Source organism: Mesorhizobium sp. B2-4-19 (assembly GCF_006441315.1).
In the GTDB taxonomy this organism is placed as follows: Bacteria; Pseudomonadota; Alphaproteobacteria; order Rhizobiales; family Rhizobiaceae; genus Mesorhizobium.
The window spans coordinates 91,702-106,967 of sequence record NZ_VFUV01000012.1 but is presented as its reverse complement, the minus strand read 5'-3'; the positions used below and the strand labels follow the sequence as shown (position 1 = coordinate 106,967).

At 61.4% G+C, this 15,266-nt stretch carries 13 protein-coding genes; 1 reads left to right on the top strand and 12 read right to left on the bottom strand.

Translation table 11 applies throughout. From position 1 onward, the window contains the following. Position 1: 1 nt before the first annotated feature. The 7 genes from FJ546_RS20420 to FJ546_RS20385 form a co-directional block, all read right to left on the bottom strand. Entirely contained in the window at positions 2-1,102 is a 1,101-nt protein-coding gene (locus FJ546_RS20420) for an amino acid ABC transporter permease (protein ID WP_210243113.1), read from the bottom strand. Further along, on the bottom strand, positions 1,099-1,962 hold the full coding sequence (locus FJ546_RS20415) for an ABC transporter substrate-binding protein (protein ID WP_140890963.1): 864 nt from the start codon (positions 1,960-1,962) through the stop codon (positions 1,099-1,101). The genes FJ546_RS20420 and FJ546_RS20415 overlap by 4 nt, the downstream gene beginning before the upstream one ends. Before the next feature lie 101 nt (positions 1,963-2,063). Then, positions 2,064-2,804, bottom strand: coding sequence for an acetoacetate decarboxylase family protein (locus FJ546_RS20410; protein WP_140890962.1), 741 nt, complete (start codon positions 2,802-2,804; stop codon positions 2,064-2,066). Between the two features lie 473 nt (positions 2,805-3,277). Then, the gene (locus FJ546_RS32000; protein ID WP_348641988.1) at positions 3,278-4,192 is read right to left on the bottom strand and encodes an FAD-dependent oxidoreductase; all 915 of its coding nucleotides are present in this window, start codon (positions 4,190-4,192) and stop codon (positions 3,278-3,280) included. Next, positions 4,189-5,301, bottom strand: coding sequence for a mandelate racemase/muconate lactonizing enzyme family protein (locus tag FJ546_RS20395; RefSeq protein WP_140890961.1), 1,113 nt, complete (start codon positions 5,299-5,301; stop codon positions 4,189-4,191). Before FJ546_RS20395 ends, FJ546_RS32000 begins: the two co-directional genes overlap by 4 nt. Before the next feature lie 2 nt (positions 5,302-5,303). After that, a complete protein-coding gene (locus tag FJ546_RS20390; protein ID WP_140890960.1) occupies positions 5,304-6,860 on the bottom strand; it encodes a trimethylamine methyltransferase family protein in 1,557 nt (518 codons plus the stop codon). A 280-nt stretch (positions 6,861-7,140) separates the two neighbouring features. Beyond that, on the bottom strand, positions 7,141-8,793 hold the full coding sequence (locus FJ546_RS20385; protein ID WP_140890959.1) for an ABC transporter substrate-binding protein: 1,653 nt from the start codon (positions 8,791-8,793) through the stop codon (positions 7,141-7,143). A gap of 471 nt (positions 8,794-9,264) precedes the next feature. Between FJ546_RS20385 and FJ546_RS20380 the strand changes: the two genes are divergently transcribed. Continuing rightward, on the top strand, positions 9,265-10,176 hold the full coding sequence (locus tag FJ546_RS20380) for a LysR substrate-binding domain-containing protein (protein WP_140890958.1): 912 nt from the start codon (positions 9,265-9,267) through the stop codon (positions 10,174-10,176). Between the two features lies 1 nt (position 10,177). Here FJ546_RS20380 and FJ546_RS20375 read toward each other — a convergent pair whose 3' ends face one another. The 5 genes from FJ546_RS20375 to FJ546_RS20355 all read right to left on the bottom strand — a co-directional run bounded on the left by FJ546_RS20375 (position 10,178) and on the right by FJ546_RS20355 (position 15,228). Beyond that, entirely contained in the window at positions 10,178-11,500 is a 1,323-nt protein-coding gene (locus FJ546_RS20375; RefSeq protein WP_210243112.1) for an FAD-binding oxidoreductase, read from the bottom strand. Positions 11,501-11,511: 11 nt separating this feature from the next. Further along, a complete protein-coding gene (locus tag FJ546_RS20370) occupies positions 11,512-13,038 on the bottom strand; it encodes an aldehyde dehydrogenase (protein WP_140890957.1) in 1,527 nt (508 codons plus the stop codon). Beyond that, the gene (locus tag FJ546_RS20365; RefSeq protein WP_140890956.1) at positions 13,016-13,960 is read right to left on the bottom strand and encodes a dihydrodipicolinate synthase family protein; all 945 of its coding nucleotides are present in this window, start codon (positions 13,958-13,960) and stop codon (positions 13,016-13,018) included. The genes FJ546_RS20370 and FJ546_RS20365 overlap by 23 nt, the downstream gene beginning before the upstream one ends. 143 nt (positions 13,961-14,103) lie before the next feature. Beyond that, positions 14,104-14,541: an RES family NAD+ phosphorylase gene (locus FJ546_RS20360; protein WP_140890955.1), complete on the bottom strand. Its 438-nt coding sequence runs from the start codon at positions 14,539-14,541 to the stop codon at positions 14,104-14,106. Beyond that, a complete protein-coding gene (locus FJ546_RS20355) occupies positions 14,542-15,228 on the bottom strand; it encodes an XRE family transcriptional regulator (protein WP_140890954.1) in 687 nt (228 codons plus the stop codon). Positions 15,229-15,266: the final 38 nt, after the last annotated feature.

Sequence of the window (15,266 nt, the reverse complement as noted above, 5' to 3'; positions counted from 1 at the left end):
CTCAGCGGCCTTCCTTCGAATCGGCGCGGGCGACGAGATAATCGACCAGCCGCGTCTGAGGGATCGTGATGGCGATGAAGAGGATGCAGACGACGGTGACCGACGACAGGTTGTAGTAGTTGGCGGAATAGATCTTGGCCTGCGTAAAGGCGTCGACGATGCCGACGATGTTGACCAGGGCCGTATCCTTCTGAAGCGCAATGAAATTGCCGAGCAGCGGACCGGCGATGCGGCGCATCGCCTGCGGCAGCACGATGAGGCGCAGCACCGCGGAGGGCGGAATGCCTAGCGAAAGCGCCGCGGAAACCTGGCTGCGATGGATGCCCTGCAGGCCGGCGCGAATCTGTTCGCCGTTGTAGGCGGCGTAGGTCAACGAAAGCGCGACGATGGCATAGAGCATAGGCTGGCCGTCGCTGATGACAGGGATGCCCATCAAAGGCACGCCGAAGCACACCAGGTAGATGATGACGATGGCGGGCAGGCTGCGGAAGATGTCGACATACGCGATGCAGAAAGCCCGCACCAGGGCGAAGCTCGATCCTTGCAAGGAACGGCCGATGGCGAGCAGCAGCCCGATCAGCATCGACAGCACCTGGGCGCCTACCGCGATGGAGACGTTGACGCCAAAGGCCTTGGTGACGTCGAGGAGGCTGGCGAGGATGACGTCGCCGCGCAGGAAGGTCTTGTAGACGACGGCATCGTTGATGGTGACGAACGTCACGATGGCTAGGCAGGGCAGGAGGAACCCGCCCGCGCCAACCGCGGTGAAGGCGTGATGCCGCGCATGAGCCGCTTCCACGCGGGCTTCCACAAAGCGGCCGGCCGACCAGGCCTCGGTCGACCGGACGCGCGCCGAGACTGCACGGCCGATGAGGCCGGCAAGCACCGCCAGCACGCACAGAGCGGCCAGAACACCACCGGGCAAGCCTGTGCCCTGCCCGACCAGCGCGCCGACGTTGGCGCCTGCCAGGAAGGCAGCGCAGGCCGATCCAGCCGCAAGGACGGCAGCGATCGCCACCGCCCAGCCAGTCCGTAGCGGCGGCGTCTGCCGGGCGGCCGGGACCGCTGTGCCGCGCACGTCCTGGAGCCTGACCCTCATCATTCGACGGACCACTCCGGGATCGAGGAGACGGGGGCTCCCAGGATCGGTGCCAGCCACTTGGTCTCGATGGCCTCCAGCGATCCGTCGGCTCGCATGTCCTTCAGAATCTGGTTGGTAGGTTCCACGTTCTTCGAGCCCATTGGGAACAGGATCGCGACATCGCCGCCGATCGGATAGCGCCCGAAGACTTTCAACGCGCCGTTGGAGGCGGTCGCGCGCGGCAGGGCAGTCTCGGTGTCGGCAAGCGCGGCGTCAATCTGGTTGGCCATCAACGCTGCCCACATGTCGTCATTGGACTGAAAAATCCGTAGGTCGCTGGTCGGCTTCAGCTTTTCGCGAACGAATTTCTCCTGCACCGACCCCAGGAGCACGCCTATGCGCTTGGCAGCCAGCGTCTTGTCGGTAACATCGCTGCTCGACTTGGCGATCACACCCGTATCGGTAAAGCGGTAGCTATCAGAAAAATCGACGGATTTCTTTCGCTCCTCGGTAGGAAAGAGATCCCAGATAGACATGTCGAAATCGCCTGCTTTGCCGGTAACCAGCGACTCAAAAGACGCGTTCTTGACGACGATCTTGTCGACGCCACCACGGTTGGCGATCTCTGCGCCGAGGCAATACAAATAGCCGCCGTCGATCGTCTCGGGAGTGTTGCCTTGATAGGCCTGTGGCGAGGGAAGCGGCACGGCGATGGTGAGCACGCCGTTATGCGCCGGCGACAACGCGTGTTTGGAAACGTTCTCGCGGATTTCGCAACGGCCGAAGTTGCCGGCCTGGGCTACTGTCGGCAGAACCGAGGCTACCGCCAGCATCGCGACAACAGAAGAAGTGAACCACGTCTTGTTAAGAAGATTCTTCATTTCACGTTTTCCCTCTGGATGGAGCTTTTAGTTATTAAGTGAAGCGCCTTTTCTCGCGAGCGGATGGTTGGCCCAACTCTCAACCGGGCAACCGGAACCGCTCAGATGAGCGAAGCGACCACAGTGGGTACGCCGTTCTCCGGGGTTGAGGCGAAATCACCCACGGTGTGTTCCGCGCCTAACACCTCTTCGATGCGCAGCCGCTCATCGCCGACTGCTATGACAGGACCGAGCGAGACACGGCCGCGCCCGACTTTCCGTTCGATCAGTTTGTAATCCTTGATCGTGTTACGGCTGATGATGTCGAAGGACTGGAAGCCCGGACCATTGACCTCAGGCACCGCTCGCACCTGGTAGTGCGGAAAGAGCTGCAGGTCCGCCCAGGCGTCTCGGTTTACAGATGAGTCGAATTCGACTGCAATCTCGAACATGAGGTCGTCGTAAAGCGACGTCTTGCCGCGAAAACCCTCGGGCGTTCCTTCCATCTCGATGCGCGCGAAATGCTTGGGATAGCCCCAAAGTTCACGCCCTCCGGCAACGGTCGTATGCTTGTCCTCGTATTCGAAATAATAAGTTCCGCCGACATGTTCGCCGTAGCGGATCGGCAAAATGATGGCTGCATCGTAATAGGTACGGCCGGAATTGTTGCTGAAATCCGCAATCGAGACCACGAACCGGTCATCGGCCAATTCGAAAGGCAAAGGTTCGAGCAGCCTTTGCATCTGCTCACGGTTTCCCCGGCAATAGACCGACAGCGTTTTCAGGCCCGGGCAGGCATAGGTGGTATTGCCGGGCCCGAAGCGAAGGAATTTCCAGAACGTAAGGGGGTCGTACTTTTTCATGCCATCCACAGCCAATCAACATTACACTGACATTTCAGTGCAATTGCGATACGCTGTCAAGCGAAAATTTGCCAGGGCGATCTCCATTTTTAGATGTTTTGATCTACACGGCGACGTTCGATAAGGGTCTCGACGATCTGCCTGCGTCCTGATCGACGAATGCCTGAGCTCCGAACTGGCGAAGCTCGCGCGCGACCGTAGGTTCCCGGAGGCTGAGCCTTGATGTCGTCGCAGCCATGGCGGCGAAGCATCGCGATGGGCCGACAAGCGGCATTGGTGGAACATCCGCTGGCACCTCATCGAAGCGCCCGCCGGATGACGGTCAAGAGCGCGCCGCTGAGTGATGTGCTGTTAGTGCCGGAGCCATCGGCGAGGTCAAGGAGTCTGCGCCGGAGCGCAGCGATCAAAAACTGGTCATCAAGCATATGCCAAGGATTCGTGTTCCTGCTCGATGACGTGCTTCAGCGACGGCTTCAGGCTCGTTTCGAAAGCGAGCTTTTGCTCTGGGGCGCGGATGAGGCCTCCCATCTGATCGCGGTCGCGACCTTCGGCCTCACCCGGCCGGACTTGCGGTCACTGAGAAGATGGCGCTGATGGCCAAGAACTGGGTGCCCTACGACTCCGGCTATGAGAAGAAGCTGGTCGATGCACTTGCGCGAGTGAGTACGCAAAGCGTGAAGGGTCTTCGCTATGATTTGCCGGCAAATCGGCCAACCGCGAAGGCAATGCTTCAACATCAGCCCACGACATCGCTTACAGCCGCCCCCACACGAATTCGATCTCGTTCTCCATGCCGCGCTCGCAAGCGGTGCGATACATGTCCTCCAGTTCGGCGAGGCGGCCTGCATGTGGCCAAATTTCAGATCGCATCGGATCGCGTATTTCTCGATGATGTCGTGGCCACGCCAGCGGAGGTTCCAGATGAATTCGGCAGCGCCTCGTCCAAGCTTGCGGCTGAAATGCTTCAGCATTGCCCGGTCGCCCGAAAGCGAACCCGTTATCTGCCCGCCATTGCGGCTGGATGCTCCCCAGGCCACGCGGTTCGCTTCGAGCACGGCAACCCGCACCCCGCGTTCGGCCATCTCGACGGCCGTGAAATTCCCGTGAACCCGCCACCCACGATGGCGACGTCGACGTCGATGCTCTCCTCCAGTCGCGCGAACGGCCGTACGGGGTTGGCGGTGGCTCGTTCCCACGATCTGCCAGCGGAACAGCGGCAACCGGGAGACTGCATTGGCGATGCGGAACGGCTCGATATAGGCGTGAAGCGCGAGGTGGGAACAGCCGGGCAATACCAGCACCGCGACATCAAACGGACGGGCGGCCGCCATTGCCGTTTGCGGCGTGGTCAGCCCCTTCAATGCGCTGATGTTGGCCGGCGCGTTCATCGGCCCCCGTATGTGACCACCGGTTTGCCAAACATGCCGGGTTCGGGTTTCACGCCCAGCCCGGGCCCCTGTGGCACAGGGATGTGACCCTTTTCGATGACGACCGGGTGCTTCGCGTCAAAATGCCCATCGATATATTCCTGTGCGATCCACGCGCCCTCCATGCGGCGCGGCTCGATTGTGGCAGCTAGGTGGACACATGCCGCCGCGATGATGTCGCCGCCCCAGGCATCATCGCAGCTATGCGGCAACGAGCGAATGGCGCAAAGATCGCGCACGGTCGTCATCTTGGTGAGACCCCCGAGCCGCGTTACCTTGAAGCCGAAGCCGTCGGCGATGCCGAGCGAGATTGCCTTGAGCACCGCGTTCTGGTCCTCGGTGTTCTCGTCCAGATAGACAGGATGCGTCACGCGACCCTTCAGTGTAGCGACCTCATCCATGGTGTTGCAGGGTTGCTCGAAGACGAAGGGGATCGCCTGGCAAAGCCGGTCGAGATGGATCGCGGAGACGACCGTCAGGCCCCGGTTGCCGTCGACCGCGATCCGCGCCTTGTAGCCGATGGCTTCCCAGACCTTGTGCACGACGGCTACGTCCTCCTCGAGGTCGCGCCCTCCGATCTTGACCTGCAGGCGAGGATAGCCTGCCCTCACCTTCTCGGCGGCGATCCTTGCCGTTTCCTCCGGCGGCCCGACGATCAGCGAATAATAGGCGGGCACGCGATCCGTCAGCGCGCCGCCCAGCAACGTCGAAACCGGCACACCGAGCTTTTGTCCAAGCAAGTCGAGGAAGGCCATGTCGAACGCGGCCTTGGCATAGCCGTGTCCGTTCAGGCGCTCGTCCATTCGTTTCGCCAGCAGCCTGATCGAGGCGATCTCCGCACCGATGAGCCCGGGCGCGATTTCGGCGATCGCGGCGCGAGCGCCGAGCGCGTGGTGCGGCTGGTAGACCGGACCGATCGGGCAGGTCTCGCCCCAGCCGACCAGCCCGTCATTCGTCACAATTTCGATGAGGGTACTGTCCAGCGACTGCACGTCGTCGCTCGCCATGCGGTAGACACCGCCTTTGACCGGCAACTGGGCCGCATAGACGTTGATCCGATCGATGCGCACGCTCAGAATTCCTCATTCAATGCATCCACCGCAGGGATCTCGCGGGACCGCCGTTCGATATAGGCGCGCAGCTCCTCGTCCTTCGCGGCATCGAGCTTAGGTTCTTCATACTCGGCCAGAAGCCGGCGTGCATGCTCCAGCGCCCGCTGCTTGATGTCCTTGGCGCCGTCCGCGTACCACTGCTCGATCGAGTTGTTGTCGAACAGTTTTGGGATGAAGAAGGCGCGCTCGAAGTTGGCCTGCGTATGCGGATGGCCAAGATAATGGCCGCCGGGCCCGACGTCGCGCACGGCGGCCAGGGCCTCGTCGAAGTCGTCCCATTGTATTCCTTGCGTCATTCGATAGCCCATGGAGCAGACCTCGGCGTCGACGACGAATTTCGCGATCGAGCAGTGCATGCCTGCTTCATTCCAGCCGGCCGAATGCCAGATGTAGTTGGCGCCCGACATCAGCACGGCCATCATGGTCATGGCGCTCTCATAGCCGGCCTGCGCATCGAATACCTTGGCGCCGCCGAGCAGGTTCGATGTGCGCCATGGTACGTTGTAGCGGCGCGCCATCTGGCCGATCATGAAGTTCATCAGCGAGATTTCCGGTGTTCCCGCCATCGGCGCGCCCGACTGCATCGAGACGGTCGAGAGGTAGTGTCCGTAGATCGCTGGGCAGCCCTTGCGCACCACCTGCGTATAGGCGAGCGCGGAAAGCGCCTCGGCATTGAGCTGCGCGACCGCCGCCGCGGTGGAGGCCGGCGTGTTCGCGCCACCAAGAACGAAGGGAGAGCAAAGCACCGGCTGGTTGCGCCGGCAGAAGGCGCGCATGGCGCCAAGCATCACCTGGTCCCACACCAGCGGCGAGTTGCCGTTGCAATTGCCCGTGGTGACCGCGTGCGTCTCGAGGAAGTCCTTCCCAAACAGGACCTCGCACATATCGAGCACATCCTCGGCATTCTTGGGCGAGGTGGTCATGCCCATGAAGATCTTGTCGGAGTGCTTCATCGATGAATAGGTGATGTGCAAGTGCCGGTGCGCGACGACGATGTCCATTGGCTCGACGATATGGTGGGCCGATGAATGCAGCGCCGGCATCATATGCGCCAGCTTATGGAAGGTGCCGAGGTCCGCGATCGTCGGCCCGCGCCTGACATCGTCGAGGTCGCGCATGTAGGGCGCGCCGGTCATCGGCACGAAGATCGACTTCGGCCCACCGAGTTCGACGTTCTTCGCCGGATCGCGCGCGAAATATTCGATGCTGGGAGGAATGGTCCTGATCAGCTCCATAACCAGCCCGCGGTCGAGATGGACGCGGTCGTCCGCCCGCACGTCGGCACCGACTCTCTTCCAGTCCTCGATCGCGATCGGATCGCGGAAAACCACACCGACGTCCTCCAGAATGGCGAGCGACGCCTGATGAATCCGCTCGACCTGTTCGGCGTTCATCGGCTCAACGACGGGAAGGCCGCGCGTCAACGTGGGAAGCATCTCGGTTTTCGGCGCTGTGCGGATCGTGCGCCGCGCTTCCCTCCCTCCCCTACGAGAAACTTGCAGTTGTTGAGCAGTCATGCCGGCCTCCAGGAACAGATAGTGCGGCCCGTGTGAGCCGCTCGAACTATTGCCGGAAGCCCAAGATTTGACCTACTGCAAAAGTCTCACGCGCGGGTTGATAAAAGCGCCAGCAGACGCGCTGCGATGCGCGCGCACCCACCTGCGGCAAGAGCTCGTAGTCGGAAAGCTCGGGAGGGTGAACTCATCGTCCGTCGCGCTGCTTCCCCGACAAGGGGCATACCAACGAAACAAGCCGGCATTGAGAAATGCCGGCTTGCTTCCGTGTTGGAGCGATGCGTCACGCCTGCTGCAGCCAGACCGTTTGAAGGTCCATCTGAAAGGTCGGGTGGATCGAGTAGTTCTGCACTTTCTTGTTCATATGGTTGTAGAGTTTTTGCCAATAAGCTTGGATGATGATGCCCGAGTCCTGGAGGATAAATTCGACCTCCTTCATCACCGCCTTGCGCTTGTCGGGATCGCTGATGGAGAGTGCCTCCTTCAGCTTGGCGTCGAATTCCGGGTTGGAATAAGCCGTTTCATTCCAGGCCTCGCCCGTACGGTAGGCCAGCGCTAGAATCTGAACGCCGAGCGGCCGCATATACCAGACGGTGAGCGAGTAGGGAAACTTCGTCCAATCGTTCCAGAACGTTGAACCTGGAAGCACGGTGCGCTTGACCTTGATGCCTGCGTCTCTGAGTTGTCCGGCAATCGCGTCGCCCGTGCTCTTGTTCCAGTCGTCGTCCACCGTGATGATCTCATGCTCGAAGTCGGCTTGGCCGGCCTCTTCCAGCAGTTTCTTGGCGCCTTCCACGTCGGGCGTTTTTTTCGGCAACTCAGCGTATTCCGGGTGGATCGGGGCAACATGGTGGTTCTCGGCCACTGTGCCGCGCCCGGCATAGCCAAGCTGGAGCACGACCGCATTGTCGACGGCCATCTGCAGCGCGTTGCGCACGCGCTTGTCGTCATATGGCTTATGAGTGACGTTCGTGCGGGCCACGATCGTCGTCGCCGTCTGGATCTCCGTCGACTTCAGCCCCATCCCGGTCAGAATGTCGACGAACTCCGCGCCGGTCTCGTTGTTCACGTCGACCTCGCCCGACTCGAACGCATTCACGGTCGCATTCGGGTCGGTGCCGTAGTCAATAAACTGGACGCCGTCGAGAAGCGCCTCACCGCCCCACCACTTGCCGTTCTCGCGACGCTTTACCACCGCCTTCTGGCCAACGTCATAGGAAACAAGCTCGAAGGCTCCGGTTCCGATTGGCTTGGCCACCGGGTTGGCGCCGTCGGTATCGAAGTTGCGGTGAACCACCAGCGCTGGATAGTCGGTCATTCCAGGAATAATCGAAATGTCCGAGGCTTCGAGCTTGAGCTTGAGCGTATGGTCGTCGACCTTGGTGATTGCGCCCTCGCGTGCTTTGCCGGTGGCGGCATCGACGAGCGAGCTGACGCGCGCGGCCATCGAGTTGCCGCTGGCATTCTTGTCGCACCAGCGATTCAGATTGTAGATCACATCGTCTGCGTTGAAAGCGTCGCCGTTGTTCCAGGTGACGTCCTTGCGAACGTGGAACACGTATTCGGTAGCGTCGTCGTTGACGTCCCAACTCTCCAGAAGTACCGGCTCGAAGGTGAATTCACGTGTGTAGCGTACCAACGGCTCGAGCCAGGTACGCGAGATGTTGGCCATCTCCACCCAGTCATAGGTCCGTGGATCCTTTTGCTCCTTGACCGCTATCGCTACACGCAACGTTCCGCCCCTGGTGCCTTCTTGGGCAAGTGCCCGCGTGGGCATCGCCAAACCGGCCATACCGTAGGCCAGCGCTGTCGATGCTCCGAGCGCGCTGGCCATGGCCAGGAACTCGCGTCGATCCATTTGGCCGCTCCGAACGTCGGCGGCCATTTGCGTGATGACGCAGGGAACGCGGTCGCCATTGCTTTTGAAAAATCCCATTGAACCCTCCTGGAGTTGTTGTCGTTACGGGCGAGTCTCAGACTCGATGTCACCCGAGCCACATTCGGCTCGTAGTGGTTCGGACCAGAGCCGGTCGATGTTAGATGGCGAAGGCCCACTACGACGGGCCTGCGCTAGGCCGTAGGTAACGGGAGGCGGTCCAACTTCATATTTCACCGGCTGCCAGTTGCGGTCAGCCGTAGCACGACTCCCGAAACGAGCGGCTGCGCAAAAAAGTAGCCTGCCAAGTGATATTATTTCTTCCAGCATCTCACGGTTGATTTTCGCGGCAGCCGGCGCATGCCGCTACACAAGGCAATGATTGCCATCCGCCCGATGAAGTCGACCGGCGATCATCTGGTGTTGTGAACCGACAGGCTCAAACGGCTGAATTCGTGCCCTCTGCCTTTCGCGGGTATTGCACAACACGCCGTTCTGTCGTTCGCTGCGGCCAAAGTCGGGAGGCTAGGGATGGTTCGGCGATATTACGAGTTACCGTCGCTCACGACCCTTGCCGTATTCGAAGCATCCGCCAGGCATCTATCGTTTAAGCAGGCAGCGGCAGAGCTGAATGTCACGCCCGGTGCCGTCAGCCGGCAGATCAAGGCGATCGAGGACGAGCTCGGCGTTCCGTTGTTTACCCGGCTGGGAACAGGCGTCGCACTCACCAGTGCCGGCGAGGACCTCTACGGCGTTTTGGCCAGTAGCTTCTCTCGGGCCGCAGAGATTGTGCGAAATGTGAAGCGCGGCGATCGTTCGAAGAACGTTACCCTGGCTTGCTCGGACGCTTTCGCATCTATGTGGCTGATCCCTCGCATGCCGGAGTTCTGGACGCGGCACCAGGACATTTCCGTTGACCACCTCATCTCCGACAATCCTCGGGACTACCGCCGCGCCGAAGTCGAATTGCGCATCCGTTATGGTTTCGGTTCCTGGCCTGACGAAAGTGCCGAGCTCCTTTTCGACGAGACCATTTACCCCGTTTGCGGGCCGGGCTTTGCGAACGGGCATCGGGATGCAACCGCGGAATCATTAGCAGACCTGCCACTGTTGCACGTCGACTGGGTTGATCCTGATTGGGCCGGCTGGGATGAGGTTTTGCGGCGCACGGGGGTTCTACATGGCCCGACCCGAGGTCGGCGCTTCGGCAAGTTCTTCGTGGCGCTTCAGGCTGCCCAGGCTGACCAAGGCATAGCCGTTGGCTGGCACCGCCTTGTCAAGACACAGATCGACGAAGGAAAACTGGTCAGACTGACTGACCTCGAGTTGCCAGCACCGGGCGGTTACTATCTCACCTGGAATCCCAATCGGAAGCTTTCCCCTGCCGCCGAGAGCCTCCGCAGTTGGATCCGGGAGGTGGCGGCACAAGAACGCGAGACCTAATCTAGAGTTCCTTGCCTGCTCGTCTCTGCATCGCCCACAGCTTCAGTGGCGCCCCGATCGACATCAACGGTTCAGGATAAAGCCGGCCGGGCGCAGGCTCGTTCAAAGCGTCCGCAACCATCGGGTCATCGCGGCCGACCGCAAGGTCGGCGGCCAGCATTCCGTAGAGAGTACCCTGGACCGTACCCAAGCCATTGCAGCAGCCGGCAACGAACACCCGCTCCTCGATTTCCCCAAACGCGGGCGCGGAGTTTAGAGAAAGGCACAGATGGCCACCCCACCGAAACTCCATCGCTATGTCACGCAGCATCGGGAAGCGCGCGCGAAAGGATCGATCGTGCGCCGCGCCGATCTGCCTGATCTGCTTCTCGCTCGTGGACATTGCGGGGTTGTAAGTGAAGGTATTGCGCACCACGATCCTGTCGCCGACGCGCCGCAGGGTTGATCCCATAGGGTCGGCCGGAATCAAGCCCCAATGCGGCTCTCCACCCAGGGCGGCCTGCTCACTCTTGGAGAGGGGCCTGGTCATGCTGGCGTACGTGAAGACATGCAGCAGGCGCTTCTTGAAGAACCCGAAGCTTTCGAGATGACCGTTGACGGTGAGAATCAACCGAGGGGCCGTGATCTCCCCCTCGCTCGTTTTCACGGTATGCAATTTGCCGGTCTGCAGCGAGGTGACTGGAGAGTTCTCGAACAGGTGAACGCGGTTCGACAAACCCTCGGCGAGCCCCCGAATGAAGCCTGCCGGTTGCGCCATGACCGTGCCCGGCGTGAATGTGCCGCCGACGAAGAAATCGGTTCCGGTGATTTTCTTCAGCTGCTGCCCATCGAGCCGCTCGAACGGCTCGTCGAGGCCGGTTAGGTGGTTTTCGAACTCGCGTAGGACGGCAAGACCGTGATCGGTGGCGGCGCCATGGAACTTGCCGGCCCGAACAAAAAACCGCTGCAATCCATATTCGTCCGCCGCCGAACCCGAGAATTCGATCGCGGCGCGGTTCATGCGGATGCGCTTGCGATCGTGATCCGGGGTACCGCCATAATTCTCGCCGCCGAGCTCGTGCGGCAGGTCGATCATAAAGCCCGAGTTCCGCCCGGCCGCGCCCCAGCCGACACGCTGGGCATCGACCACGACGATGCGCTCGCCGGGTACCAGCTGCGACAGCCGGCGCGCGGCAGCCAGACCGGAGAATCCGGCGCCGACGATGACCCAGTCCGCCGTTTGCCGCCCACGCAGGATCTGGGCGGGTGGCGGAGCAGGCAGGAGCCCGTACCAGCCAGACATGTTGATGTCGGCAGGGGTCCTTACGGCGACGTGCATGCTCATGATTGGTCGGCTTAGTCGACCGCGCGCGCGACCGTCTGATCGGAGATGTCCGCCCAGATGGTCTTGAGCTCGGTGTATTGGTCGTGGGCGTGAAGCGACTTGTCCCGTCCGCCGAAGCCCGACAGCTTATAACCGCCGAACGGGGTCGTGATGTCCCCTTCGCCGTAGCAGTTGATGGTCACCGTGCCAGCGCGGATGTCGCGCGCGATCCGATGCGCCTTGCCGAGATTGGCGGTAAAGATCGAGGCGGCAAGCCCGTATTGCGTGTCGTTGGCGACGCGGACCGCCTCGCCGGCGCTCGCCACCTTGATGACCGACAGGACCGGGCCAAAAATCTCCTCACGTGCAATCGTCATTTCCGGCGTGACATCGTCGAACACGGTCGGTTCGATGAAATAGCCTTTGCCATGCTTATGGGCGTTGCCGCCCGTAACGATCCTGGCGCCTTCCGCGCGCCCCTTTTTGATGTAGCCCATGATGCGGTCAAACTGCTCTTTCGACACGATGGCGCCCAGCCGGTTGCCAGGATCCAGCGGCTCGCCCAGAGGCCATTCCTTGAGCTTGTGAAGGACGGTCTCGACCAGACGGTCCTTGATCTTCTCGTGCACGATCAGGCGCGAGTTGGAGGAGCAGTTCTCGCCCATGTTCCAGAAGACGGCCTGAGTGACATGTTGCGCGACGACGTCAAGGTTCTCGGCATCGTCCAGCACGATACACGGGTTCTTGCCGCCGCATTCGAGCACGATGCGCTTGAGATTGGACCTGGCCGAATATTCCAGGAATTTCCGGCCGATATCGGTGGAACCGGTGAAGGCAACCATGTCGACATCCGCATGCATTCCGAGTGCCTTGCCCGTGATCTCGCCCGGACCGGTGACGATCTGCAGGATGCCCGGCGGCAACCCGGCCTCATGCGCCAGCTCGGCAATCCGCAGCGTCGACATGTTGGTCTGCTCTGCGGGCTTCACGATGACGGAGTTGCCGGTTGCGAGCGCCGGGCCGATCTTCCAGGCCAGCATCAGGATCGGGAAATTCCAGGGCAAAACGCAGGCGACCACGCCGAGCGGCTGGCGCACGATCAGCGACACGACGTCGTCGCCCGAGGGTGAAGTCTGGCCGTAGAGTTTATCGGTGGCCTCCGCGTGCCATTCGAGACAATGCAGAGCCTCGGGGATGTCGATCGTCTCTACGTCGTAGATTGGCTTGCCGCTTTCGAGCGTCTCGAGCACCGCAAGCTCATGGGCGTTGCGCTCCATCAGCTTGACGAGACGGCGCAGAACCCGCTTGCGCTCGCTTGGATGCGCGCGCGACCAGACACCTGATTCAAACGCCAGCCGCGCCTTCTCGACAGCAAGATCGACGTCGGCCTCACCGCAGGAAGCGATCCTGGCGATCACCTGCCCCGTCGCGGGGTTGATGGTCTCGAATGTCTCCCCCGATTGCGCCGCGCGTGCCTTGCCATCGATCACCGCATTGGCGGGCAGCGGAAGGCTGTCCGCCAGGTTCTGGTACTCATCACGCGTTAATAGCGATGACATTTTCGGAAGCCCTCTTCTGGGATTTTGCGGTGATGGCGGCGATGACGGTTTTAAGGGTGCGGATCGTCGTCTCGAGTTCACGCTTCTGCTCGTCGTCGAGCGCCCGCATCGGCCGGCGCACAGGCCCGGCCGGCAATCCGGCCAACTCGCAACCGAACTTGATGCTCTGCACGAACTTGCCGCCCTGCTCGAGGACGCGCATCAAGGGCAGCAGCGCCGACATGATCAGCCGGCCTTTGGTGAAATCCTTCTCGACGACACAGGCTTCGTAGAGCGCGATGTGCTCCGTCGGCAGGCAATTGCCGGCCCCGCAGACCCACCCCTTGGCGCCCCAGGCGAAGAACTCCAGCGCCTGATCGTCCATGCCGCAGAAAAGGTCGATATGCGGGTAATCGCGCGCCAGCGCGTGTAATTGGTTCATGCTGCCGCTGGATTCCTTGATGGCACAGAAATTGGTGCTGCGGCCGACCCGGTCCAGAAATTCGAGATCCATCATCGTGCCGGTCCGGCCGGGATAGTTGTAGAGCATGACCGGGAGGTTGGCGGCCTTGTCGATCGCCAGCGCATGATTGGCCAGTTCGAGCTGTGTTGGCACGGCGTAGTATGGCGCGCCAATCAGGATACCGTCATATTTGAGGTCCTTGGCGACCAGCGCATAGTCAATGCAGTCCTCTGTGCGGATAGCGCCGACGCCGGCGATCAGCGGCACCCTTCCTTTTATGATGGTCTTGGCAAGCTTCAGCAGGCCGACGCGCTCGTCGCGCGACTGCCCGTAGTATTCTCCGGTGGTGCCGCCGACGATGATTCCGTGCACGCCCGATGCGACCAGATGCTCGACCACCACACGGAAGCCGTCCCGGTCGATCGATCCGTCCGCATGGAAAGGGGTGGTGACGGGCGGAATAATGCCTTTGAACGACATCTGCCTGGCTCCAATTTGGCTTCAGGCTTGTCGTTATATGCAACGATTGCGCGTTCAGCAGTCGAAATAAAATCACGCGACAGGCTACTTTTTTGCGCACCGGCGTTCGTGAAGGGGAGATATATCGCCGGCCCTATCCGAGCTTATCGATCTTCGCCGGATAGGTCCCCCCTCATAACATGGCGCTGCCCCCGAACGACATCGGTTGGCACGCCCATCCTGACCGCATTGTCGCCTCTGAGGTCGACCAGACGAAGGTCCGCCCTGGTCGTGACTTCCGCGTAACGTCGCCGTATCAACTCCACCTCATCGATCGGAAGGTCGTCGACAAGTCCCTTGCGTCGGTCGCGAAGCACGGTCTCGAGGAAGCACACCTTCAGAGTGTCGCCGAGGTAGAGGACGCCAAAGCGATTTGCATCGACACGGCGCCGCGGATCGCTGAAACGGCTTGGCGCCTTTCCGTATCCGAGGGGATCAGGATAGGCGCCCCAGTAGATCCGTCCAAATGTACGGCCCGGCGGTATCGTCTCGATCTCAAGCTCTGCCCGCTCGAAATCGCGTGGAGGTGGAACGCCAGGCATTCAGTCGAAGTCGCCTCTGGCCATACCTTCCGCGGCGGCCAGCACCAAGGCGTCATCGCCTTGCTGAAGGGCACGAAGACCTGTACGTCCATCGAGGGCGCCGTGACGCGACACCAGAAACCGGTAGACCGCCCAGGCACTGTTGCCCAACGCCGCGTGGAGCGCGGACAATGCGCCGAACGGCCGTCCGTCCTTGTCGAGTTGCCAGCCGGGAAAGCGAAAGCCGCGCTTGGCGCCGTCGATCCCCAGCACCTGACCGCTCTGCCGCCTGGCGTTGACTGTCACCCGCGAGGTGCCGAGCAGCTTGGCGAAGGCTTCCGCACTCAGCATGTCCTCGCCGGCGACAATTTCGGCGACACGCATGCGGCCACGCTGGCGTGCCGCGGCAAGAGCCGCCTCTAGTTCGGCATCCGGCTTGCCTGTGTCTTCGACGGGAAACACGTCGTCGGAAGCGACGGGCTGTTCCTCGACCGGCGTGATCGTCTGCGCATCGGCGGCTGGGTCGACCTCGACCCGGAACGATACGCGATGCTCGAACTTGCGGCTGCGTGCGATTGCTTCCTGGTACCGCTCCAGCAGCACCTTTTTGAAGTTCGCCTGTGCCGGCAGTTTTGTGGTGAAACTCAGGGCGGCGACTCCCGCATGCGACGCGGTCCCGCCATGATTGCTGCGTTTTGGAGCGGCCATGGTGACAACCTCCTTCTCGTTGTCACCAATGTGGTTAC

What these genes read in the sequence shown, in the direction of transcription:
- FJ546_RS20355 (WP_140890954.1), bottom strand. Translation starts at nt 15,228, where the DNA reads ATGGCCGCTCCAAAACGCAGCAATCATGGCGGGACCGCGTCGCATGCG.
- FJ546_RS20385 (WP_140890959.1), bottom strand. Translation starts at nt 8,793, where the DNA reads ATGGGATTTTTCAAAAGCAATGGCGACCGCGTTCCCTGCGTCATCACG.
- FJ546_RS20410 (WP_140890962.1), bottom strand. Translation starts at nt 2,804, where the DNA reads ATGAAAAAGTACGACCCCCTTACGTTCTGGAAATTCCTTCGCTTCGGG.
- FJ546_RS20370 (WP_140890957.1), bottom strand. Translation starts at nt 13,038, where the DNA reads ATGTCATCGCTATTAACGCGTGATGAGTACCAGAACCTGGCGGACAGC.
- FJ546_RS20380 (WP_140890958.1), top strand. Translation starts at nt 9,265, where the DNA reads ATGGTTCGGCGATATTACGAGTTACCGTCGCTCACGACCCTTGCCGTA.
- FJ546_RS20390 (WP_140890960.1), bottom strand. Translation starts at nt 6,860, where the DNA reads ATGACTGCTCAACAACTGCAAGTTTCTCGTAGGGGAGGGAGGGAAGCG.
- FJ546_RS20375 (WP_210243112.1), bottom strand. Translation starts at nt 11,500, where the DNA reads ATGAGCATGCACGTCGCCGTAAGGACCCCTGCCGACATCAACATGTCT.
- FJ546_RS20420 (WP_210243113.1), bottom strand. Translation starts at nt 1,102, where the DNA reads ATGATGAGGGTCAGGCTCCAGGACGTGCGCGGCACAGCGGTCCCGGCC.
- FJ546_RS32000 (WP_348641988.1), bottom strand. Translation starts at nt 4,192, where the DNA reads ATGAACGCGCCGGCCAACATCAGCGCATTGAAGGGGCTGACCACGCCG.
- FJ546_RS20415 (WP_140890963.1), bottom strand. Translation starts at nt 1,962, where the DNA reads ATGAAGAATCTTCTTAACAAGACGTGGTTCACTTCTTCTGTTGTCGCG.
- FJ546_RS20360 (WP_140890955.1), bottom strand. Translation starts at nt 14,541, where the DNA reads ATGCCTGGCGTTCCACCTCCACGCGATTTCGAGCGGGCAGAGCTTGAG.
- FJ546_RS20365 (WP_140890956.1), bottom strand. Translation starts at nt 13,960, where the DNA reads ATGTCGTTCAAAGGCATTATTCCGCCCGTCACCACCCCTTTCCATGCG.